Origin of the sequence: Niabella digestorum, assembly GCF_036409055.1 — a bacterium.
Taxonomy (GTDB): Bacteria; Bacteroidota; Bacteroidia; order Chitinophagales; family Chitinophagaceae; genus Niabella; species Niabella composti.
Window position 1 is genome coordinate 603,566 of sequence record NZ_JAZGLY010000001.1, and the last position, 24,019, is coordinate 627,584.

Sequence of the window (24,019 nt, forward strand, 5' to 3'; positions counted from 1 at the left end):
TATACCGGCTAATAAAAGAGGTATCCGAAACATTCATTGAATTAGTGATTCTTAAAGATGAAACTGAATATATTAACCCCGGAAGGTAGCATTTACAGTGGCGATGCATATGGAGTGCAGCTGCCCGGTGTAACCGGTTCTTTTGAGGTGTTGGATAAGCACGCTCCTTTGATAGCAGCGCTTACCAAAGGTAGGCTAAAAGTGCTGGAAGGTTCGCTCAATGGTACTGCCACATATTATGATATACAAGGAGGATTTGTAGAAGTATTAAATAATAATGTGACAGTTTTGGTGGAAGGCGCTAATAAAGTGTAATTCTATCTTACCGAAAGTTTTTTAAAAAGCCGGCTGATGCATATCAGTCGGCTTTTTAGTTATTTGTTGTATGCTGAGCTATATTGTTTGGAGATGGAAGCCATAGACTGGTAGGTAAGAAATTGTATATGAAAGCTACCGATCTATCGTTTATTTACGATTAATTCTTAATTTTAGTTGATTTTGCTTTCATTATATTTGAAAAGCGTAGCATTTTCTTTCATTAATAAAATTCATTTAAAATTATGAGCGCAAGCAAAGAACACGCACGTCGATCCTTCCTCAAAAAACTGGTATTGTCCTCCGGTGCGCTGGCGGCAAGCCGATATCTGAGTGCCTCTTCAACCGAAACAAGAAAAATAATTGGTCTTACACGTAATCAAACTTTTGCAGCCAATGATAATGTAAATGTAGCCCTCATAGGGGCAGGGAGCATGGGTGTAAACGACATGAATACAGCGCTCATGGTACCCGGAGTAAAGATTGTTGCCGTTTGCGATTTGTACACAGGCCGACTGGAAAGTGCCAAAAAAAGATGGGGCAATGATCTCTTTATAACTAAAAGTTATAAAGAAGTTTTAAATCGCAAGGATGTTGATGCTGTCATCATTGCCACACCGGATCACTGGCATAAACAAATATCGATTGATGCTATGAATGCCGGTAAACATGTGTATTGCGAAAAGCCTATGGTGCACTCCATAGATGAAGGACCTGAAGTGATTGCTGCACAAAAGAAAACCGGAAAAGTGTTTGAAGTGGGAAGTCAGGGAGTATCTTCTCTAGGAAATGAAAAAGCTAAAGAGCTGCTGAAACAGGGCGCTATTGGAGAATTGAATTATGCCGAAGGTTTCTGGGCACGCCGTGATCCTGTTGCTGTATGGCAATATCCTATTCCAGAAGACGCTTCGGAACAAACCGTGGATTGGGAAACTTATATAAGCAATACTACAAAACGCCCCTTTGATCCGCTGCGTTTCTTCCGCTGGAGAAATTATAATGATTATGGAACCGGTATGGCCGGCGATTTGTACGTGCACCTATTCTCTAGTTTGCACTTTATTACTGATTCCTTAGGACCGGAGAGAGTGTATTCTACCGGTGGCTTACGCTTCTGGCATGATGGTCGTGAATGTCCTGATGTGCAACTGGGCGCTTTTGATTATCCTAAAACGGATAAGCATCCGGCATTTAATCTTTCATTGCGTTGCAACTTTGTTGACGGCACGAGTGGCACTACCTTCCTGCGGCTGGTAGGAAGCGAAGGGGCTATGGATGTGACTTGGGATGATGTAACGCTCAAGCGAAACAATTATTCCGATTCCGGAGATCCCTTCCTGAAAAAACAGAAAAAAAGTAATGCTAACGAACCTCGTAAACGTATTCTACCCCCTTCTGTTATGACTTATAAGGCAGAAGAAGGATACAAAGGTGGTCCCTACGATCATATGGTAAACTTTTTCACCGCTATTCGTAATAATACTTCGGTTGTGGAGGATGCCGTATTCGGCTTCAGAGCTGCCGCTCCAGCATTATTATGTAATGACAGCCTGCGTGAGAAACGACCTATACAGTGGGATCCGGTGAAGATGAAAAGAGTCTAACTCAGTCTAACATCACATTAGTGATAGTGAATCAGTTGCGGTGGCTGCAGCGAAAACTCAGTACCGCAACTTTTTTATAATTTGAAAGATTTGTAAATTGTATATGAAAACAAAATTATTGTTATTAAACTTGCTTTTTGCAATTATATTATTTTCCTGTTCTCCTAAAGTCTCTAAAACCGGAAAATGGGAAGTTCTTTTTGATGGTAAAACCCTTAATGGATGGCATGGATATAATAAAGGGAATGCGCCCATTACGAACTGGACAATCATAGATGGAGCATTGGTATGTCTAGGAGCAGCAAAGCATGATACCGGTGGAGATATTGTAACCGATAAACGATATGAGAACTTCGAGCTGGAATGGGAATGGAAGATAGATAAAGGAAGTAACAGTGGTGTGATGTATCATGTTATTGAAGACAAAAAATACAAAGGACCCTATGAAACGGGACCGGAGTATCAGATTATAGATGATGTAAATTATCCGGGCAAGCTGGAAGAATGGCAACAAACTGGAGCTGACTATGCCATGCATGTGGCAGGGCCTAATAAAAAATTAAAGCCTGTAGGAGAGTGGAACCACAGTAAAATTATATTTAATAAAGGTAAAGTAGAGCACTGGCTAAATGGAGAGAAGATAGTAGCATTTGAAGCTTGGACCGAGGAATGGTATCATAAAAAGAACACGGGCAAATGGAAGGATTATCCTGATTATGGTATAGCTAAAAAAGGACATATAGCCCTACAGGATCACGGTAATAAAGCCTACTTCAAAAATATCAAAATAAGGCAGTTGTAAAATCTTTTATATGGACACACCTTCTGGCACAAGAAGTTTTTGGGGTTTAAATTTTATAGGAACTGCATTAATAGCTCTAGCCATTGTTATAGGAGCTCTTGCTATTGCCGGTGCATACAAGTACAAGTTTAAGACAAGTCAGACCATAAAAGTTACAGGCAGTGCGGGAACAGATTTTACTAGCGATTTGATAGTGTGGAACGGTAGTTATAGCCGTAATGCCTATGATTTAAAGGGCGCTTATGCTTTGATAAAAAAGGATGAAGAGAACGTTAAAAATTATCTGATAAGCAAAGGCATTAAGCCGGAAGAAATGATTTTTTCTTCAATAAAAATTGATCGTCAGTTTGAATATCAATACAGTGATGAGGGAAAGGTTACAGGTTATCGTTTTACCGGGTACAACCTTACACAAAATATAAAAGTAGAGTCCAGCGATGTTGCTAAAGTAGAAGCCATGGCAAGGGAGATCACAGGTCTTATCGAAACAGGAATCGAACTTAACTCTCCAGAACCCTTATATTTCTATACAAAACTTGCCGACCTCAAGCTCGATTTGCTGGATAAAGCTGCTGAAGATGCTCGGAAGCGCGCTGAAATTATCGCTAAGAATACCAATGGCACTATTACGGGCGTTAGCAAGGCTACCATGGGGGTATTTCAGATTACGGGGCAGAACAGCAATGAAGATTATAGTTATGGCGGCGCCTTCAATACTACATCCAAAAATAAAACAGCCAGTATTACTGTAACCCTTGAATGTAGCGTAAAATAAATTACTACAGATTTATCATTTTATTGCCACTGTATTATTTTAACTTGCGCGCGTACATCGTTAATAGTAATTAAACTATCGCCATGGCATATAGAAATCTGCAGGAATTTATTAGAGTATTGGAAAAAGAAGGGGAACTCATCAGAATCAAAACTTATGTCGATCCTCACCTGGAAATGGCAGAGATAACAGACAGGATGAGTAAGGAACCGGGAGGAGGAAAAGCATTGCTATTTGAAAATACAGGTTATGATTTTCCAGTACTCATGAATGCCTATGGCAGTGAGAAGCGCATGTGTTTGGCATTGGGAGTAAAGCATTTGGATGATGTGGCCCGCGATATTGAGGACTTGTTTAAGTTATTGTCCTCGCCAAAAGAAAATATTCTTGATAAGCTGAAGTTATTGCCCAAGCTGAGTGAGTTTGCCTCTTGGATGCCCAAGGTGAGGAAGGGCAGGGGCGAATGTCAAGAAGTGATTCTTACGGAGAGACCATTGCCTACCGGCGAAAGATGGATGGGGCTTCCCGATCTTACCCGTCTGCCTGTAATTACTTGTTGGCCGCAGGATGGAGGACCTTTTATCACACTGCCTATTATCAATACTAAGGAGCCTCATACCGGCGTGCGAAATGTGGGTATGTATCGTATGCAGGTTTTTGGTCCGCAGCTTACGGCAATGCACTGGCACAAGCATAAGGTTTCTGCGAAGCATTTTAATGAGTATAAAAAGCTAGGCAAAAAAATGCCTGTAGCAGTTGCGTTGGGAGGCGATCCCGTATATGCTTATTCGGCTACAGCACCGCTACCCGAAAATGTTGATGAATACATGCTGGCCGGTTTTCTACGTAAGAAAAAAGTGGAACTGGTAAAATGTATTACCCAGCCCGAAATTGAAGTGCCGGCAGATGCCGATATTGTCATTGAAGGGTATGTAGATCCTAATGAAGAAATGATTTGGGAAGGCCCCTTTGGAGATCATACAGGATATTATTCTTTGCCTGATTGGTATCCCCGATTTCATGTTACTGCTATTACGCATAGAAAAAATGCCGTATATCCGGCGACGATAGTAGGAATCCCTCCTCAGGAGGATGCCTGGTTGGGTAAGGCCACCGAGCGTATATTTTTGGCTCCTATAAAAATGACTTTGGTACCGGAGATTACTGATATGGACATGCCGGTGGAGGGCGTATTTCATAATCTGGTAATTGCAGAAATTAAAAAGGATTATGCCGGCCAAGGCAACAAGGTGATGAATGCCATGTGGGGGGCCGGACAAATGATGTTTAATAAAATCCTAGTTGTTACATCTCAGTCGGGAACGGCCATTACGGATTATAAGAATATTGCGCGAGAAGTGTTCAGAAATTTAAATCCGGCTACCGATATCTATTTCTCTCAAGGTCCTATGGATGTTCTTGATCACAGTTGTAGTAAGCTGGGATTTGGAGGTAAAATGTGTATAGACGGTACTTTCAAATACGACGAGGAGAAAGATGATTCTTATATTGATGTGCCCTCTCCTAAAGCAATTAATATCGAAGCGCTAAAGACAAGTTTTCCGGAAATTAAATATTGTAATAGCAACCTATTACAACACGATATCCCCTGCCTCATAATTTCTGTAGAGAAAAACAGAAGAGGGCATATCAAAGAACTGCATGAAGCATTGAGCAAACTGGAAATGCTCAACGGCATTAAAATGATTTTGTATGTGGAGCATACCGTTAATGCAATGGATTTGCCCACTGCATTATGGCGTTTTTGCAATAATCTGGATCCTAAGCGAGATCATTATCTCAACAAGAAGGGTATAGCAGGAAAATACACGGCTATCTTAGGATTGGATGGAACCATTAAAACAAAAGAATGGGATGGTTTTGAAAGAGATTGGCCCAATATTATTGTAGCTGACGATAAAACCATTGCGGCGGTAGATGCTAAATGGGAGCAGTTAGGAATTGGAAAATTTATTCCATCTCCATCCTTAAAGTATAAGGACCAAATGTATGGCGATAAGGCGGTAGCAAGCCTGTCCTAAAAAAATAAAAAAGACGGTGTTGTACAGCACCGTCTTTTATATGGAAGTCATACTAAGCTTTACTTCTTAATATTGTCTCTGATATCTTTTAGTTTCGAAGTAGGTAAGTAAATCTGGAAGCCTAATCCAAGATGTGGTTTAAACGCTACACCATGGGTTCCACCTCCTGTAGTAATATTACCCTTTGCCAATAGTTCCAGAGCAATATTTTCGTTTACAAAGAAAGCCAAACCTGGGCCGAGACCGGCTTCAAATCCGTTGGTAGAGCGTCCCCCACCATTAGTACCTCCCAGACCGGCATTTGCTTCTGCAAAAAGGCGGGTTTGTTTGGGAGTGTTTACTTGTTGTTCTCCGAAATAATAACGGGCCATAGGGCCTACAAAGTAATTGATGGCAGGCCCTCTGCCTCGTCCGGCATCTAGGCCAAAGCTCACCTGTCCACCAATTGCTAAATCATCTTGAATAAACCAAGCAGCTTTCGGTTCAATTTTTAGGTTAAAGCTTTTTTCGTTGGTATTACCTCCTACACTGGCAATATTGCCACCAATGAGGTAATAACCCTTTTGTGTCTGCGCTTGAGAAACAAGACTCGCCACACAAAACCCTGTCAATAATAAAAATACTTTTTTCATAAGAGAGATTTTACGCAAAAGATACAATAACTGTGCCGTATACATAAAAAAAACCCGATATTTAATATAACGGGCTTTATTTTCTATAAAACTGTTTTAGGCCATCTGCACTTGTTTCTTCTTTTCTTTAGCAGCGCTAGCGGTTTTTTGGGCCGACTGGCACTTCTCGAATTTTGTTGCTGTCCAAACATGGTCTAGCTCAACATTTTCAGTACCTACATACCCTTTTTCCGTAAGTTTGGTCCAGCTCCTTTCACGGTTCAGATCGGTTACGATCTTAGAACTTGTTTTAGGATACGCTACCCAAAACTTAGTATCTTCTTTTAATGAGGGCATTACATCACTCAAAATACCATTGAGTTGGTTTTCATTCACAGCAAAAATTAAGGCAAAATCGAGCTTTCTTGCCCTTAACAACGGAGTCATGTTTTTTGCGAATGATAATTTACTAAATTGTTTCTCAATGGAGGAGGGTAAACCCTGAATTAAAAGATTCTTTTCGTCTGCGTACTGTAGTTTTTCGAAAACAGATTGAGTCATAGAACTTGTGGGATTTATTAACAAATACCAGATATCAAGCTATCCGGATTATATATGGGTTTTGAAAATATTTGCAAATTTAACTCAAAACCGCCTTATGAAAGGTATATTTAACAAAAAACCCGTCAGTTTTTTATAACCAACGGGTTTTGTATTATTGTAAAGTATAATATCTATTTACTTACAGGTCTGTAATATTTCATAGCCTCGGGGAGGTATTTTCTAAGCTGCTCAATTCTTCTTTCTGGCCCCGGGTGGGTGCTCAAAAACTCGGGAGTGCCCCCTCCACCGGCGTATGCTTGCATTCTTTCCCACAGTCCAATGGCTTCCTCTGGATTATATCCTGCCATCGCTGCCCAAATCATACCGTAGCGGTCTGCCTCCAACTCCTGTTTTCTGCCAAAAGCCAGTATACCCAGCTGCGAACCCATACCTACCGCCGACCCAAAGATGTTGCGCATAGCTGCCGAAGATTTGTTGGCCATAAAGGCATCCAGAATACTTCCCCCATATTGGGCAGCTATAGCCTGACTCATTCTTTCATTAGTGTGTCCAAAAAGCGCATGCGATACCTCATGTCCCATTACATTGGCTAGGGCCGCTTCATTCTGGGTAATGGGTAATAGTCCGGTATACACTACAATTTTACCGCCAGGCATACACCAGGCATTGGCTTCGTTGCTCTGCACCAATTTAATTTCCCATTGATACCCCTCAAGCTCCTGAGCCATATTATTCTGCTTAAAGAATGTTGTAACGGCATTCACAATTCTTTGTCCTACGCGACTTACCATTTCTGCGTCTCTGTTAGTAGAGGTGGCTGGAATAACTTTATTGCTGGAAAGAAAAGATTGATATTCGCCAACAGCCATCTGTTGCAACTGTGACTCGGGGAGCAGTTTGAACTGGCTCCGACCGGTGATGGCATTAGTGGTACATGCCACAACAATAGCTGCAATAGCTATCAAGCCTGCTAATTTCTTTATCATGAATACTGCTTTTAAAACTTGAATGCAATCTTTATACCAAATCAAAGATAATATTGACGGTGCTGGATTTTGTATGGTTGTAAAAAATACTCGTTAGTCTTCGGTATTTCTTTGCCTGCGTCTATCGCGATGTTTGAAAATGGGTACCTTGCTTTCTCCGCCTTTAATAATACGACTAATATTTTTCTGATGGGTAAGAATAACTAGCGATGCTACAGCTACCGCAAACACACGGTACACATGATTTTCTACATTAAAAATAACTAGTATAAATATAGGAAAAGCAATGCTAGCCAAAATAGAACTTAAAGATACAAATCGGGTAAGGTACAAAACCAATAAAAATACGCCGGAGCAGGCCAATGCAGTCCAAGGCGAAATGGCAATTACCAGCCCGAATAAAGTGGCTACACCTTTTCCTCCTTTAAAATCAGCCCATATAGGAAAAATATGTCCTAATACAGCAGCAACGCCTAAGGCGAGTTGCATATTGAGTTCTGCAATTTCAGTATGAAATGGGGGCAATAGAAGAAACAGTTTTACTGCAAGAAAACCTTTTAGCACATCACAAATCATCACAAACGTACCCCAGCGGGGACCCAGTACCCTAAAGGTATTGGTGGCACCTGCATTACCACTACCATAATCTCTAATATCGATGTTGAAAAAGGCCCGGCTCACCCATACCGATGTAGGGATACTTCCAAGACAATAGGCTAAAATGATTAATAATGTTTCCTGCATTATCTGTCCGTTATTTGAGCAATCGAAGAGTAAATATAATATATAATCCCGTATAGGAAAATATACAGGCCATTAAAGTTATAATTTTTTAAAACTCAAACACATCCAGTTACTCTTCTCAGCCTGACCGGACAAAGATAAATGGTTGTTTTTACAACACTGCTCTATTATCGCAATATCTTCTCTAAGGATACCACTTAGTATTAGTAATCCATTGTTATTCAATTGATTACTAAGATGTGAAATATTTTCTAAAAGCACATTTCGGTTAATATTTGCCAAAATAATATCAAAATGCTCGGCCATCATACCGGAGTCGGAGTGCACCAGCCTGATATCCGTTACATTATTAGCTTCGAAGTTTTCGCGGGCATTCTGTATACTCCATTCGTCAATATCGTTGGCGGTTATCTGTTGGGCACCCAACTTAGCTGCCAGAATTGCCAGAATGCCTGTTCCCGTTCCGAAATCAAATACTGTTTTACCCTTAAAGTCTATCTGCTGCATTTGCTGAATCATGAGATAGGTGGTGGCATGATGTCCGGTGCCGAAACTCATTTTGGGTGTAATGATGATTTCATGCTGTACATCAGGAATCGGTGCATGAAAGAAAGCACGTACTCCTACGAAGTTCTCTACAATCACTGGTTCAAAATTGGATTCCCACAGTGCATTCCAGTTTTGAGGTGCAATCTCATTTTCTGTAAAAGTGATATTATGCAATGCTGCCAGAGAGGTAACCGCTTCGCGATCGTATTTTTCTTTCATAAAAAAGGCATGCAGGTCGGTATCCGTTTCTTCAAAACCTTCGGCTATATCGGCCAATTCTGCAATCAGTAATTCTTTAATAGTGTCGGATATATTGTTAAATGTTATCTGTATATGCATGAAAATAAAAATTAGATAGTTTAACTATTTTGAATAAGTTGTGTAATGGTATAAATCAGCAAGCCTACTAAGCCTCCTACCAGTGTACCATTGATGCGTATAAATTGCAAATCTTTACCCACTTCCAGCTCGAGTTTATTGCTAAGTTCTTTTCCTTGCCAGTTACCCACCGTGTTGCTAATAAGCATTCCTACTTTTGATGCATTTCTTAAAATAGCTTTGTAGATATTATAACGCACCCAGCGATTGATTTTCTCCTGCATTTGTGGGTCTTGTTGCAGGTCTTCCATCATATCTTGGATTGTTTTGCTGAAATAACGTCGAATATGCGAGTCTGTGTTTTCCAGATCGTTGATAATAGCACTCTGGATTTGCTTCCATATAGAGTGGGCATATTGCTGTACTTTATCTCCTTTTAGTATATTTTCTTTAATGCCCTCTAGCTCTTGTTGCCATTTGGGGTTGCTCCGTACATCTTCAATAAAGGCCTGTAGGTGTCCGGTAATATCGCTTTTGATTTTATGGTGGGTATCCTCTTTGATTTCGGCTAGATAGCTCGCCAGCCCACTAGTTATTTTTGCTGCAATTAGATTGTCTACAAATCCCGGGATTAAAAAGTGGCTTTCTTTCTTTACTCTTTCGCGTACCATCTCTTCATTATTGAGTATGTAAACACGCAGCTTCTCGGCCAGGTAGTCCAAAATACGCAGATGATCGCCTCTGTCTATAAGAATGCTTAATCCCGATGCAAGCACCTCATTCAATCGAATATCGTTGAGCAGGTCTTTGGATTTGCGGGTAATAAAGCCAGATACCAGTACATCATCGGCGCGGGTAACAATATTTTTTAGAATTTTAGATACTTCTGCTACCAGCAGTTCTGTATTTTTTGCATTCTTAAGCCAGGGGAGGAGCAATGCATTGATGTCTAGCTTTTGGATGTAGGGTCTTACAGTTTCACTGTTTAAAAAATTTGTAACAATAAATCCTCCCAGATTATCTCCAATGCTCTTTTTGCGCGTTTCAATAAGATTGGTGTGAGGAATAGGAATCCCGAGCGGATGGTGAAAAAGTGCTGTTACTGCGAACCAGTCGGCCAAAGCCCCCACCATGGCAGCTTCGGCAAAGGCTCTTACATAGTGCAACCAAGCAAGCTCTTGTCGGTGTAAAACCCACGTCGTTACGGCATATATAACTACCATTAAGATGAATAATCCGGTAGCAATGGCTTTATGCCGGCGAAGTTGTACCGTTTTAATGTTGTTTTCTTGGGTCATGAATCACCGTTTCTGTAAAGGGGAGTTTATGCCGTTTTTTGTTTAGTAGCTATGTCTTTCAGAATTAATACTGCATGTTCTCTGGAGTTTTCGATAAACAATCGGTGTGTGTTCATACCGCCGCAAACTACTCCCGCCAGATACACTCCCGCAACATTGGTTTCATGTGTATCAGGATTGATGGTAGGGGCACGCACTTCATCTTTGCTGAGTTCAATACCGATATCCTCCAGAAATTTCAGGTTGGGCTGATACCCTGTTGCAGCAATAACCCAATCATTTTTAATAGTCACCACACCTTCTGGAGTGTTGATATCCACTTCGTGTTCGCGAATTTCTTTTAAAGTAGCATGAAAATAAGCTTTAATAGAACCTTCCTTAATGCGGTTTTCAATATCGGGTCGTACCCAATATTTTACACGGGAACCGATTTTGCCTCCCCTTATAACCATAGTAACACGAGCACCTTTGCGGAAAGTTTCTAGAGCGGCATCCACGGCTGAGTTCATCGCTCCTACCACTACTACATCCTGAAAGGCATAAAAATGAGGATCTTTGTAATAGTGCGTCACCTTGCTCAGGTTTTCTCCCGGTATATTCAGCAAATAAGGAATATCATAAAAACCGGTGGCGATGATGATATAGTTGCTAGTATAAGTAGCCTTGGAGGTATGAACGACGAACCTTGGCCCCACAGCCGCAGCTTTCTCAATTTTTAACACTTCTTCAAATAAGTGCGTATTGAGCTGGTAGGTTTGAGCTACCCTTCGGTAGTATTCCAGAGCCTCGTTTCGGGTAGGTTTGGGGTTATTGGATACAAAGGGAACATTGCCAATTTCTAATCGTTCAGAGGTCGAAAAAAAGGTCATATTCACAGGGTAATGATACAGAGAGTTTACCAAGCACCCTTTTTCCAAGATCACGTAATCAATATTATTTTTTTGTGCTTCAATGGCGCAGGCCATGCCTATAGGTCCGCCACCAATAATGATAAGGGGGAAATGAGATTGCATAGCACAAAGATAACAGCATGCTTTTATTAATAATTTTATATTTTATATTGAATATTCTACATTTTACGTTTAAATTTGCCCACTTTAAGAGAAATAACTAATAAAATATGGCAAGAGTAATAGCATTTAGGGAAGCTTTAAGAGAGGCGATGAGTGAGGAAATGAGAAGGGATGAGAGAGTGTTTTTGATGGGGGAGGAAGTGGCTGAGTATAATGGAGCTTATAAAGTGAGCCAGGGCATGCTGGCCGAATTTGGTCCAAAAAGAGTGATTGATACGCCTATCTCTGAATTAGGTTTTGCTGCCGTAGGTGTGGGCGCAGCTCAAAACGGTCTCAGACCTATCGTAGAGTTCATGACTTGGAACTTTGCTGTACTGGCGCTGGACCAGATTCTGAATACCGCTTCGAAAATGCTGGCGATGAGCGGCGGACAGATTTCCTGTCCTATCGTTTTTCGCGGTGGAAATGGTTCGGCCGGACAGTTGGGGGCACAACACAGTACCGCTTTTGAAGCTCTGTATGCCAACATTCCCGGCATTAAAGTGGTATCGCCAAGCAACCCCTACGATGCAAAAGGATTATTAAAACAGGCTATCCGTTACGAAGAAGACCCCGTGATGTTTATGGAAAGTGAGCTGATGTACGGGGATAAAATGGAAGTACCTGAAGAAGAATACTACATCGAGTTAGGTAAGGCCGATATAAAAAGAGAAGGCACCGATGTTACTATCATTTCCTACAACAAGATGATGAAAGTAGCGTTGGGTGCAGCAGCTGAACTGGAAAAAGAAGGTATCAGCGCCGAAGTGATTGATTTGCGTACCATTCGTCCGCTGGATATTCCTACTATAATTAACAGCATTAAGAAAACGAATCGATTGGTGATTGTAGAAGAACAATGGCCTTTTGGTTCTGTTTCTTCAGAAATATCTTACAATGTTCAGAAAGATGCATTCGATTATCTGGATGCACCTATTCGTCGTATTACTGCTGCCGACGCACCATTGCACTATGCACCTAACTTGGTAGCTGCCGCATTGCCTAGCGTGGAACGCACGGTAAAGCTGGTGAAGGAAGTAATGTATTTGAAAAAATAATTAACAAACCCTCAAGCGGGTTTTAAAGAAACAAAGATGCGCATGCAACAAAGCTTTAAAACCCGCTTTTATGTGCTGCCTTGTCGGTTGCTGTTCTTTGTGCAGAGTAGAGAGCGGTGTGAGCTCCGAAAACATTAAACGTAAACACTTAAATTCCGGTATATATAGTGCCTCACAGAACAAAAACAGATAACGGCCACACAATATTAGTCATCGATGATGAAGCAGCTATCAGAAAAACACTGGTAGAAATCCTTTCTTACGAAGGCTACAAAACCCATGAGGCTGCTGATGGCGAACAGGGGCTAAAAATTCTTAAAGAAAACAATAAGTTTGATGCCATTTTGTGCGATATCAAAATGCCCAAAATGGATGGGATTGAATTCCTCAACAAAGTGATGGAATTCGCCCCGGATATCCCCGTTATCATGATTTCCGGTCACGGAACTATCGAAACGGCTGTGGAGGCGGTGAAAAAAGGAGCTTTTGACTTTATCTCCAAACCCCCGGATTTGAACCGCCTGCTGATTACCATCAAAAACGCTCTGGACAAAAAGAATCTGGTTACCGAAACCAAAGTACTTCGAAAAAAAATTTCGGGTGTTCAGGAAATTATCGGCGACTCAGAACCTATCCGTAAAATCAAGGAAACTATAGAAAAAGTTGCTCCCACTGAAGCACGTGTATTGATTACCGGCGAAAACGGTGTAGGTAAAGAGCTGGTTGCCCGTTGGCTACACGAAAAAAGTCATCGATGCAATCAACCACTGGTGGAAGTAAACTGTGCAGCGATTCCTACAGACCTTATCGAGTCCGAACTTTTTGGTCACGAGAAGGGTTCCTTTACCTCTGCAGTAAAGCAGCGTATCGGAAAGTTTGAACAGGCTAATGGCGGTACGCTTTTTCTGGACGAAATAGGCGACATGAGCCTGAGCGCACAGGCCAAAGTACTCCGTGCCCTGCAGGAAGGAAAAATTACAAGGGTAGGTGCCGATAAGGATATCAACGTAGATGTACGCGTAATTGCTGCCACCAATAAAGACTTATTAAAAGAGGTTGAAGAGAAAAACTTCAGGTTGGATTTATACCACCGTTTAAGCGTGATCCTAATTCATGTACCATCTTTAAATGAACGGCGCGATGATATTCCACAGCTTGTCGACAAGTTCCTTGAGGACATTTGCTCCGACTACGGTATTGCGAAAAAAAGCATCGATAATGCCGCTATGAAGCTATTGAAGGAATACAACTGGACCGGAAATATTCGCGAATTGCGCAACGTTGTAGAACGTCTGGTAATTCTTAGTGGTAAAACCATCACTGCCGACGATGTGCAGAATTATGTAAATCCCAAATAATCGCTCTTATTGGTATCAGCTGGGGAACCTATAGCATCGTATTTGCGACGCTCCGTTCAACTGTAGTGCATATAGCAGCTTCCTTAATGGTATTCTAATGCTTTAAATATTAGCGAACTATTATGAAAGTTCGCGTGTACTGTTGTGCGTCTGCATTTATCTTTATAATATGATAAAAAGTGCAACCCGTATCTTTCTGCTTGTTGGTGTTATATTGTTCTCTATTACCGGAAACGCCCAGGATAAGCTTTTGCAGATTCTGAAATCAGAACTTCAACGCGAATATGAGCAGTTAAGAAATGCCGATTCCAATGTTTACTACATTAGCTACAGAGTAGATGATATCACTACTTATCGGGTAAGTGCCACTTTCGGTGTAGTGAATGCTATTGATTCCAGTCGTGTGCGTGTATTTACGCCTTCGGTGCGATTGGGTACGTATCAGTTGGATAATACGCATAATATGCAGTTTGGCAATACATCGGGCCGGCTAGCTTTGGTAGATGATGAAGCATTAATCAAATTGGCTATCTGGAAAAATACCGATGCTGCTTATAAGAATGCAGCTCAGATTTATGAACAGCTGCTTACCAATAAACGTGTAAGAGTAGCAGAAGAAGATACGGCTGCAGATTTCTCGGCCGCTAAGAAAGAAGTTTATTACGACCCTCCGGTGCACTATGCGGCATTAAAACCTGATTTGTTACGTGTTGCCGAAGATCTGAAAGCCATTACGAAGGTATTTAAACAAAATCCGGATTTGCTGACGGGCAGTTGTAATTATGAGTTTAAAATCACGCGCAAATATTTTGTAGATACCGATGGCTCGGAGATTATTGAGAACGCCACTGGTGTATGGTTGTATATTTTTGGTAACACTAAGGCGGATGACGGCATGGAATTGCCATTAACGAAGCTATATTTCGCATTTGAGCCCGCGAGGTTACCTTCGAGAGACAGTATTATTGCGGATGCAGTAATCATCAGTGAAAAGCTTAGCAAGCTGCGTACTGCCCCGCTGGCCGACCCCTATGTAGGACCGGCTATTCTTTCTGGCCGCGCCTCAGGTGTTTTCTTTCATGAAATTTTCGGCCATCGCCTCGAAGGCAAGCGCATGAAGAATGAGCATGATGGCCAAACCTTCAAAAATAAAATTGGCACCGAAGTGCTACCTTCTTTTCTAAGCATTACCATGGACCCCACTGCAAAGCAGGTGAACGGAGTGGATGTAAACGGCTATTATCGTTTCGATGATGAAGGTGTAATGGGACAAAAAGTAGATGTAGTAGAAAATGGTATTCTTAAAAATTTTCTGATGACGCGAACGCCCATCAATGGCGTGTCGGGTAGTAATGGTCATGCCCGTACGGCACCGGGTGGTATTCCCGAAAGCAGACAAAGCAATCTTATTGTTACAGGTAAAACAGATAAAACTGAAGCAGACCTGAGAAGCATGCTCATCGAGGAGTGTAAGAAACAGGGTAAACCTTTCGGTTATTATTTTGCTGATGTGCAGGGGGGCTTTACTAATGTAGGCAGAACAACACCCAATGCGTTTAATGTTATTCCTACGGAGGTGTATCGAGTATATGCAGATGGAAGACCAGATGAGTTGGTAAGAGGTGTAGACTTGATTGGTACACCGCTTTCTATGTTTATGCGCATTGCCGCCTGCAGTAAGGAAATGGATACCTTCAACGGCTCCTGTGGGGCGGGCTCAGGCTGGGTACCGGTATCGGCATCTTCTCCGGCCATATTTGTAGACCTTATCGAAACACAGAAGAAGAGTAAATCATCCGAGAGGCCGCCGGTATTACCTCGCCCCGACTTGGATCATGAGTAATAACGAAGCTGTATTAGTATTCTGAAAGAAATTATAATTAATGAACATGAAAACGAAGACAGGCTGGATAATGCTGATGTTACTGGTGGCTGTTATGTACGCATCGGCCCAGCCTTTGCAAGATAATTTCTATGTAAAAGTATTGCATGAGGAGCTGCAGCGTAATATTAAAAGACTAAAGTTGCCAGACCTGGAGAGGCCGTTTTTCATTGCGTACAACCTCAGTAATCATTACAACCTGGAGCTAAATGCTGAGCGTGGTATTATTACTTCAACTGTAAGTGAGCCCGTAAACAGAAAAGTATTTGCAGTGAAACTACGGGTGGGAGATTATCATCGCAATTTCGATTACATGATTAACGACGTATACTCAGTATTATTACCCCATGAAGAAGATGCTGATGAGTACAGAAGGTTGATATGGCTCGAAACCGATAAAGCATATAAGAATAATGCCCGTCAGTATACTGCCTTTATGTCTTCTTTGAAAAGAGTAAATGTAGATCCTAAGGAGCTGGCCTTGGACGATTTGTCCATCATCACACCACTGACGCAAGATTTTGGTGCAGCAACACCTATCGTAATCGATACCGATAAATGGAAAGAGCGTTTAAAGCGATTGTCTACTTTGTTTAATGAACATGCTGATATTACTACATCTTACTGCCGCCTTTCGATGAATAGTGCGGAAGAGTACCTAGTTACCAGCGAAGGAACTACTATTAGAAAACCCAAGGGGCATGTGACTTTTACAGCTTACGGCGCTTTAATGCAGGAAGATGGTAGCAGCATTAGCCACACGTACTCGCTAATTGTAAAGAATATTCATGAGCTTCCATCATTTGACTCACTGGAAACAGCTGTAAAACAACTTATCTCAACCCTGCGCAATAAGCAAAAAGCAAAACCCTTCGAAGGCTCGTATATCGGTCCGGTACTTTTAGAGGGAGATGCTGTTCATGGTATTATTCAAAGTTGCTTTACTTCTAACTTGCAAGTAAAAAGAAAACCTATAATAGGGTATGGTATGCCTGATGTAGACTATGAGGAAAAACTCGGACAGAAACTGGTTGCTTCGGCGCTTACAGTAACTGCTATACCTTCTTTAAAAGTATTTGAAGGCAAAAAAACAACAGGCGCTTATGAAGTAGATAATGAAGGGGTGAGACCTCCAGATTCGCTGGTGCTCATTCAGCATGGTGTGTTGAGATCACTGCTCAATGGGCGTACTCCTACGCATAAGTTTCCGGTTTCTCAGGGATTTTCGGCATCAGTGTTTGGCAGTAATACGTATTCTCCCGGGGTACTACGACTTACTTCCGATAGCATCGCTCCCGCGGATTCTATGAAAAGCCGATTATTGCAACTGGCCAAAGAAGAAGGGCTGCCTTATGCTTACATCATTAAGGGACTTCGCCGTTATGGAAACGATACAGAGATTTATAGGGTTAATGTAGCTACAGGCGAAGAAGAGATGATTAACGAATGTGAAGTACTGCCATTAAATATAAGATCCTTAAGACGATTTATTGTAGCATCGGATAAGACCATGTTAAGGAACTATGCTGATTTAAGTATTATTGCTCCCCAATCGATGATCATCAACGAAGTGGAAATTGAAAAAAGTCGCAATGCTACTAAGCCCAAGCCCTTTATAGTATCCAATCCTTTGTTAGAGCCATCTCCTTCAAAGGCTGTTAAGAAGAAAATAAAGAAATAAAGATGGACTTAAAAGAGTAGGCATAATGCTACATTCTACAGATTAAATATTTGTACCGGAACACTATTTGCTGATGCACAGCAACTCCGTTGCTCTTATTTATTAATCAAAAGATTTTACCACAAATAGTATCGGGAGTAAAGAGTAACTTAACTAGATATTTTGGGTAGCGTAACCGAGTGCTGGTACCTGATGTTTTTAATGTTGATAAATGGTATCAGGGGAAAAATCATGCTCAAACCCATTTAATGAGTGTAAGCAACTGGTGTATATGCTTAGTTTTATTGAAAAACATCCCATTCTTCAAGGCTTTACCGATTCAAAAAACTGTTTTACCGAATATATTAGGAATTCGTCTCCTACATAAATGAATTATGTTAAATTTGTTTTGTTAACATTAAAACCGAAAACATGAAAAAAGGATTAGGACTTATTGTACTGATAGTATTGGTCATCTTTGGCTTTATGGGTTGTAACGGATATAATAGTCTTGTACAACAGGATGAAGCCGTGAAAAAAGCATGGGCAAACGTACAGTCTGATTATCAAAGACGGAATGATTTGGTAGGGAACCTAGTGAATACGGTAAAAGGTGCCGCTAAGTTTGAACAAGAAACATTAACTAGAGTAGTGGAGGCACGTTCCAAAGCTACCTCGGTAAATATCTCTGCTGACCAGCTGACTCCTGAAAATCTGGAAAAATTTCAAGCTGCGCAGGGCGAAGTAAGTAGTGCGCTCAGCAGATTGCTGGCAGTGGTAGAAAGTTATCCTGAGCTAAAGGCTAACCAAAATTTCCTGCAATTGCAGGGACAATTGGAAAGTATCGAAAACGATATTAGAGCTTCTCGTAATGCTTTTAATAGTGCAATAAACGTATATAATACTAAAGTGCGTTCCTTCCCAATGAACATCTTGGGAGGTATCTTTGGTTTTAGAGCAAAAGAACCTTTCAAGGCTGATCCGGGTGCAGATCAAGCTCCAAAAGTTGAGTTTAATTTTGATTAGTGATGCAGCAGAAAAAACTATCGGGTGTACTCTTCGGTGTATTGATTGTATTACTGGTGCTTTACACCGCGGTGGCCTATAATTCTTTGGTAGCGAAAGAGGAAAAAATGGAGCAGATGTGGGCTGAGGTGCAAAACACTTATCAGCGTAGACTCGATCTTACCCCTAATCTTGTCAATACAGTAAAAGGGATATCTGGTTTTGAGCAGGAAACGCTTACCAAAATCGCCGAAGCCCGGAGTAAAGCACTCTCTGTTTCAGTAACAGAGATTAATGCTGATACCTATAAACAGCAGACGCAAGTACAGGATGAACTGGCTATGTATACCAACCGGCTTATTGCTACGGTGGAGAGATATCCGGTACTCAAAGGTACCGATGCGTACAGAGGACTGCAAACCCAACTGGAAGGCAATGAGCGCAGGATAAAGGTAGCGCGTGCAGATTTTAATGCTGCAGTAGCCGATTATAATCAGGCTGTGCGTAGCTTTCCTAAAAACATTGTAGCCAAAATTTTCGGATTTAAGGAAAAGCAAGGTTTTCAGGCCGATGCCGGAGCCGATAAAAATGTTGAAATAAAATTTTAAGCTTTAATGTTCTCGTTCTTAAATAAGAAGCCCGCCAACTTCCTGACAGATGCAGAGAAAGAGCAGGTAGTGAACGCAATCCGTCAGGCAGAAACTCGTACTAGCGGCGAAATACGAGTATATATAGAACGACACTGTAGATATGTGAATCCTCTCGACCGTGCTGCTGAAATTTTTTTCAGCCTGAAAATGGATCAGACAAAGGATCGCAATGCCGTACTGTTGTACATTGCCGTAAAAGATCATCAAATGGCAATATTTGGTGATGAAGGTATCTACAAAAAAACAGGGCGTGAGTATTGGGAAAATCTTGTCAACCGCATCCTTCAATATTTCAATAAAGAAAATTTTGTAGAGGGTATTTGTGAATATGTACACGAAATAGGAGAGGGGTTGCGCAAGTTCTTCCCTTACGACAAAGAGACTGATCATAATGAGCTGCCCGATGAAATTGTATTTGGGCATTAATGCACATCATCAACGTACTGATTCCGGTAAAAGGGCCGGCAATATCGTTTCACTAATAATATCAATGAAGAAATTCTTATTACTATACATCAGTCTGTTTTTTACTCTTTTTGTTCAAGCGCAAATAGATGCTGTGCTCCCCCCGGTGCCTAATCCTCCCCGATTGGTGAATGATTTTACCGGTCATTTTTTAACAAAAGATCAGGTGCAGGCGCTGGAGGATAAACTAGTGGCTTATGATGATAGTACGTCTAATCAGATTGCCATAGTAATTGTAGATGATCTGAAAGGATATTCGCGCGATGAATTCGCCATTGCATTGGGGCGCAAATGGGGTGTTGGTGGCCAAAAAGAGTTTAGCAATGGTATTGTGATTCTGGTAAATACCGGAGAGAAGGGTGGACAGCGTGGTGTATTTATAGCTACAGGATACGGACTGGAAAGTTCGGTAACTGATTTGGTCGCTGATCAAATTGTGCAACATACTTTGCTGCCGCATTTTAAAGCAGGCAATTATTATAGGGGCTTAGATATTGCTACTACCGAAATCATGCAGGCTGCCGCAGGAAAGTACAAAGCTCCTGCTAACTATCGAGCCAATAAAGGCGGTGGTAGTATCCTCGGGCTTTTGTTTGTAGCCTTTATTCTCTTTATTATACTCGTTATTATCAGTCGCAAAGGCGGTGGTGGCGGGGGATATGTTTCTCGCAGAGGATATCGCGACGACTGGGGTGGCCCCATTATCTTTCCCCAAGACTGGTCGGGCGGGGGTAGAGGCTGGTCCGGAGGTGGTGGCTGGTCGGGTGGTGGCAGAGGCTTCGGAGGCTTTGGGGGAGGAAGCTTTGGCGGCGGCGGTGCCGGAGGCAGCTGGTAAGCTTTTGGGATCAATCTTAATGAAGTTGTTAATCTTAATATTGAGCCCAATTACTAATTAACTATTAGCTAAATTTGCCCCAAGGAAATAAAAACTCATGAACAGGCGATTTATTTTATTGGCTTTATTGGTTTTGTCATTTGTGTGGTCCTCAGGGCAGGGGTATCAGGTACAATCGAATTATTTCGTATACCTGCAAATAGAGCCGGCACAGCCTTTCTATATCAGAATTAATGGTCAGAAAATAACAGCAAACGCTTCCGGATATTTAATTCTGCCTCAGCTCCGCGATGGTGATTATAAACTTATTGTAGGTTTTCCCGAAGGTAAAACCCCAGAGCAGGCATTCAATTTCCGTATCGACTCCAAGGACAAAGGTTATTTGATTAAGGATTATGGCGAAGAAGGATGGGGACTGTTTGATCTCCAAACCATGGCGGTGCAAAAAGCCCTAACAGGCGAGGAAGCCGAAGCGGCTATTAAAGGTAGAAGGCCCGCTCAGCAGGTCCCTCCTACAAGGCCGTCCACTACAACGCCTACCACTACACCTGTCGCCAATCAAACACCACCAGTGTCTACCGCACATGAAAAGCAATCAGAACTAGCGGAAGATGTATCGGACTTTACAAAAATTTTATCTCAGGCAGCCAATGATCCTAGTTTGTTGGAGAAACCCAAAGAGGAGCCTGAAGAAGCTCCTGTAGTTGTAGAGGCAAAGCCTGCCGAAGAACAAACCTCAAATGTGGGGCTACCCTCGGCTCCGGTATCTTCTGGCGAAGGTGTGACATTGGTGTATGATGATCGCGATGAATTTGGAAAAGTAGATCCTATTACCATATTTATTCCTGCACCGGCCACCTCGCAGGGAACGTCTGCAGCCAATACACAAGCTCCTTCTTCAGAAAATACCGAGAATAAGGCACCGGCTCAGGAAGCCCCCAATGCGGGAAATGTATTGTCGGCGACAGCAAATCAACCTGCTCCTCAAACAGAGGTAGCTGCCCAACCAGAAGTTGTCAAGCCTACCAACGCAGCTTGTAAAGCCGTTGCCGGCGAAGACGATTTCTTGAAACTGCGTCGTGTGATGGCTGCGGAAACTAACGATGACAGCATGATAGCTCAGGCTGTAAAGGCTTTCAAAGCCAAATGCTATACTACCGCACAGATCAAATATCTGAGCAGTATGTTCCTTTCTAATGCTGGTAAGTATAATTTTTATGCCGCGGCGTATCCTTATGTAGCGGATCGGGAAAATTTTGCTTCACTAGCATCCGAAATCAAAGAGCCATCTTATATCGAAAAATTCAATAGTTTGCTGCAATAAGGTTAAGGAGAATTAGGTTTTAATCGTTAGTTTAAAAGTTTAGGGTTTGCGTTACTTTCTTGAAGTTGCATACAGGGGAACACTTTATAAGGGATCCCAAACTCAGCATAATGCGCCCACTATTCAGGGAGAGATCGAAAGAGCTTTTCGTATCTTCTTTCGGCTGCAACCAGATGAAATAAAACTAACGGGTTCCTCACGTACCGATGCAGGTGTACATGCCCGACAAAACTTTTATCATTTCGATTGGGAAGATTATTTCGAGCATAGATGGATTTACAACTTGAATGCGATACTTCCCGATGATATAGTGGTTACCAATGTATTTAAGGTGCACGATGAGGCGCACTGCAGATTTGATGCTACCGGGCGGCGCTATCAGTACAGCATCTATCAGTTTAAAAACCCATTTCTGCAAGACGTTGCATATTATTATCCTTACACACTGGATATTGAAAAACTAAAAGCTGCAGCGGCTATTATAAAGGAGTATAGTGACTTTACTTCGTTTTCAAAACGCAATACCCAGGTAAAAACCTTTATCTGTGATATTATTAGCAGCCACTGGTTTACGGATGGCGATCGTATCGTGTACGAAGTAGCAGCCAATCGCTTTTTACGGGGAATGGTACGTGCATTAACGGCTACTATGCTCAAAGTGGGCCGCTCCATTATAACATTGGATGAGTTTCGTGCGATCATCGAAGCAAAGGACTGCACCCGGGCTTACTTTGATACACCTGCTCATGGTTTGACATTGGTGCAAGTGTATTATCCGTATGCTTTGGATTAGGAACGCGTTTCAGCAATTTGTTTTATTACCAACGCTATTCGATCATCAATATGTCGTATTGTACAGCTATAGAAAAAATGCAGCCGGCGGAAAGGAAAGCACTGCATCAACACTATCATGACCATCATTATGGATATCCCATTCATGACGATAATGAATTATTCGGCAGACTGATTATGGAAATCAATCAGGCCGGATTGAGTTGGGAAACAATTTTAAAAAAGGAAGCAGCTTTTCGTAAAGCTTACAGCAATTTCAATATTAAAAAGGTGGCAGCTTACACCGATGCAGATAGAGAACGTCTTTTGGCAGATGCAGGTATTATTCGCAATAGATTAAAGATTAATGCCGCCATCGAGAATGCCCAAACCATTCTGGCCTTGCAACAAGAGTACGGTTCGTTTCAAAGCTGGCTCGAGTATCATCATCCCAAAACCAAAGAAGAGTGGGTGAGGTTATTTAAAAAGACATTTCGCTTCACGGGTGGTGAAATCGTAAATGAGTTTCTGCTGAGCATTGGTTATCTAAAAGGTGCCCATGATGAAAGCTGCCCGGTGTATAAGAAGATACTAAAGCTTAAGCCCATGTGGTTAAGGCAATAATTTGTATTCTATAAGCATGATTACAATCATCTCTTTTTATTTTTTTGAAAAAAACAGCATAAAAACTTTGTGCCTTCAAAAAGGCTCGTATATTTGCACCCGCGTTTTGAAAAACGCATAGTTCTCTGAGCATACCAATAGTTTAAAGAAGCAAAGATGCCGCTGGAAGAAGTGATATAAATAGCGATCTACACTTCATTCTTATGAGCAGTTATTTTTAAAAATAATTTTTTTATTAGCTAAAAATCAACGTATCTTTGCAGTCCGCTTTTAAAAAACGAGCACAGTTCTTTAGACGATATTTGAGATAATTTTTTTCTTAAAAAGTTTGGTGGTTTGCAAAAAGGTTATACTTTTGCAACCCCGATTCGGAGGGGGTGACTGAGAGGGTTACCGAAGTTCTTCAAGTTAGTTCAATTTTAGATATAGCGTTATAGGCGCGCTGGTGGTTCAAGTCCACTGATATCGGCAAGAAGACAGATGCTGAGCTTTATAGTTCTGTCATTTGTGAAGTTCTTTGAAAGGTTGGAAACAATAGCACCGAGTTCAAATGTAACAGTTTGGACCAGGTAGGTCAAAGCGAAAATAATTGGTCTGGTGTTAAATCAGATCAGAAGAGATTTACAACGGAGAGTTTGATCCTGGCTCAGGATGAACGCTAGCGGCAGGCCTAATACATGCAAGTCGAGGGGTAACAGGGGAGCTTGCTCCTGCTGACGACCGGCAA

23 protein-coding genes and 1 rRNA gene are annotated in these 24,019 nt (G+C 41.6%); 17 read left to right on the plus strand and 7 right to left on the minus strand.

All coding sequences use genetic code 11. The features are described 5' to 3' along the window. The first annotated feature begins 57 nt into the window (after nt 1–57). The 5 genes from atpC to V2H41_RS02610 all read left to right on the plus strand — a co-directional run bounded on the left by atpC (nt 58) and on the right by V2H41_RS02610 (nt 5,538). Nucleotides 58–315 carry an ATP synthase F1 subunit epsilon gene (gene atpC / locus V2H41_RS02590; protein ID WP_330973553.1) on the plus strand — a complete coding sequence of 86 codons (258 nt, stop codon included), beginning with the start codon at nt 58–60 and terminating at the stop codon, nt 313–315. Nucleotides 316–560: 245 nt separating this feature from the next. After that, nucleotides 561–1,919 carry a Gfo/Idh/MocA family protein gene (locus tag V2H41_RS02595; RefSeq protein WP_330973554.1) on the plus strand — a complete coding sequence of 453 codons (1,359 nt, stop codon included), beginning with the start codon at nt 561–563 and terminating at the stop codon, nt 1,917–1,919. 103 nt (nt 1,920–2,022) lie between these two features. After that, nucleotides 2,023–2,721 (plus strand): 3-keto-disaccharide hydrolase, encoded by a 699-nt coding sequence (locus V2H41_RS02600; RefSeq protein WP_330973555.1) that lies wholly within the window; start codon nt 2,023–2,025, stop codon nt 2,719–2,721. Between the two features lie 10 nt (nt 2,722–2,731). Next, a complete protein-coding gene (locus tag V2H41_RS02605) occupies nt 2,732–3,496 on the plus strand; it encodes an SIMPL domain-containing protein (RefSeq protein ID WP_330973556.1) in 765 nt (254 codons plus the stop codon). Between the two features lie 83 nt (nt 3,497–3,579). Then, nucleotides 3,580–5,538, plus strand: a complete 1,959-nt coding sequence (locus V2H41_RS02610; protein ID WP_330973557.1) for a menaquinone biosynthesis decarboxylase — start codon at nt 3,580–3,582, stop codon at nt 5,536–5,538. A gap of 59 nt (nt 5,539–5,597) precedes the next feature. On the opposite strand, the gene V2H41_RS02615 is transcribed toward V2H41_RS02610, so the two are convergent. The 7 genes from V2H41_RS02615 to V2H41_RS02645 form a co-directional block, all read right to left on the minus strand. After that, complete coding sequence (locus V2H41_RS02615; protein WP_330973558.1) at nt 5,598–6,170, minus strand: hypothetical protein; 573 nt, start codon at nt 6,168–6,170, stop codon at nt 5,598–5,600. 96 nt (nt 6,171–6,266) lie between these two features. Next, on the minus strand, nt 6,267–6,710 hold the full coding sequence (locus tag V2H41_RS02620; protein ID WP_330973559.1) for a hypothetical protein: 444 nt from the start codon (nt 6,708–6,710) through the stop codon (nt 6,267–6,269). 173 nt (nt 6,711–6,883) lie between these two features. Beyond that, nucleotides 6,884–7,699, minus strand: coding sequence for a M48 family metallopeptidase (locus V2H41_RS02625; RefSeq protein WP_330973560.1), 816 nt, complete (start codon nt 7,697–7,699; stop codon nt 6,884–6,886). Nucleotides 7,700–7,792: 93 nt separating this feature from the next. Next, on the minus strand, nt 7,793–8,443 hold the full coding sequence (plsY, locus tag V2H41_RS02630) for a glycerol-3-phosphate 1-O-acyltransferase PlsY (RefSeq protein ID WP_330973561.1): 651 nt from the start codon (nt 8,441–8,443) through the stop codon (nt 7,793–7,795). Between the two features lie 78 nt (nt 8,444–8,521). Then, on the minus strand, nt 8,522–9,331 hold the full coding sequence (gene prmA, locus V2H41_RS02635) for a 50S ribosomal protein L11 methyltransferase (protein WP_330973562.1): 810 nt from the start codon (nt 9,329–9,331) through the stop codon (nt 8,522–8,524). 20 nt (nt 9,332–9,351) lie between these two features. Beyond that, a complete protein-coding gene (locus tag V2H41_RS02640; RefSeq protein ID WP_330973563.1) occupies nt 9,352–10,608 on the minus strand; it encodes a DUF445 domain-containing protein in 1,257 nt (418 codons plus the stop codon). 26 nt (nt 10,609–10,634) lie between these two features. Next, on the minus strand, nt 10,635–11,621 hold the full coding sequence (locus V2H41_RS02645) for a YpdA family putative bacillithiol disulfide reductase (protein WP_330973564.1): 987 nt from the start codon (nt 11,619–11,621) through the stop codon (nt 10,635–10,637). A 107-nt stretch (nt 11,622–11,728) separates the two neighbouring features. On the opposite strand from V2H41_RS02645, the gene V2H41_RS02650 reads away from it, so the two are divergent. From V2H41_RS02650 to V2H41_RS02705, 12 genes are all read left to right on the plus strand, one after another. Beyond that, nucleotides 11,729–12,718, plus strand: coding sequence for a pyruvate dehydrogenase complex E1 component subunit beta (locus tag V2H41_RS02650; RefSeq protein WP_330973565.1), 990 nt, complete (start codon nt 11,729–11,731; stop codon nt 12,716–12,718). 167 nt (nt 12,719–12,885) lie between these two features. Then, on the plus strand, nt 12,886–14,076 hold the full coding sequence (locus tag V2H41_RS02655) for a sigma-54-dependent transcriptional regulator (protein WP_330973566.1): 1,191 nt from the start codon (nt 12,886–12,888) through the stop codon (nt 14,074–14,076). Between the two features lie 169 nt (nt 14,077–14,245). Next, entirely contained in the window at nt 14,246–15,919 is a 1,674-nt protein-coding gene (locus tag V2H41_RS02660; protein ID WP_330973567.1) for a TldD/PmbA family protein, read from the plus strand. A 46-nt stretch (nt 15,920–15,965) separates the two neighbouring features. Beyond that, nucleotides 15,966–17,639, plus strand: a complete 1,674-nt coding sequence (locus V2H41_RS02665; protein WP_330973568.1) for a metallopeptidase TldD-related protein — start codon at nt 15,966–15,968, stop codon at nt 17,637–17,639. A 411-nt stretch (nt 17,640–18,050) separates the two neighbouring features. Further along, entirely contained in the window at nt 18,051–18,644 is a 594-nt protein-coding gene (locus tag V2H41_RS02670) for a LemA family protein (protein WP_330973569.1), read from the plus strand. 2 nt (nt 18,645–18,646) lie between these two features. Beyond that, complete coding sequence (locus tag V2H41_RS02675; protein ID WP_330973570.1) at nt 18,647–19,231, plus strand: LemA family protein; 585 nt, start codon at nt 18,647–18,649, stop codon at nt 19,229–19,231. Nucleotides 19,232–19,237: 6 nt separating this feature from the next. Beyond that, nucleotides 19,238–19,699, plus strand: coding sequence for a TPM domain-containing protein (locus V2H41_RS02680; RefSeq protein ID WP_330973571.1), 462 nt, complete (start codon nt 19,238–19,240; stop codon nt 19,697–19,699). After that, nucleotides 19,677–20,573, plus strand: coding sequence for a TPM domain-containing protein (locus V2H41_RS02685; RefSeq protein ID WP_330973572.1), 897 nt, complete (start codon nt 19,677–19,679; stop codon nt 20,571–20,573). Before V2H41_RS02680 ends, V2H41_RS02685 begins: the two co-directional genes overlap by 23 nt. A 97-nt stretch (nt 20,574–20,670) precedes the next feature. After that, on the plus strand, nt 20,671–21,897 hold the full coding sequence (locus tag V2H41_RS02690; protein ID WP_330973573.1) for a DUF4476 domain-containing protein: 1,227 nt from the start codon (nt 20,671–20,673) through the stop codon (nt 21,895–21,897). Nucleotides 21,898–21,943: 46 nt separating this feature from the next. Continuing rightward, entirely contained in the window at nt 21,944–22,690 is a 747-nt protein-coding gene (gene truA / locus V2H41_RS02695; protein WP_330973574.1) for a tRNA pseudouridine(38-40) synthase TruA, read from the plus strand. Between the two features lie 50 nt (nt 22,691–22,740). Continuing rightward, entirely contained in the window at nt 22,741–23,292 is a 552-nt protein-coding gene (locus V2H41_RS02700; protein ID WP_330973575.1) for a DNA-3-methyladenine glycosylase I, read from the plus strand. Between the two features lie 623 nt (nt 23,293–23,915). Next, nucleotides 23,916–24,019 (plus strand): 16S ribosomal RNA (locus V2H41_RS02705); the annotation flags it as partial.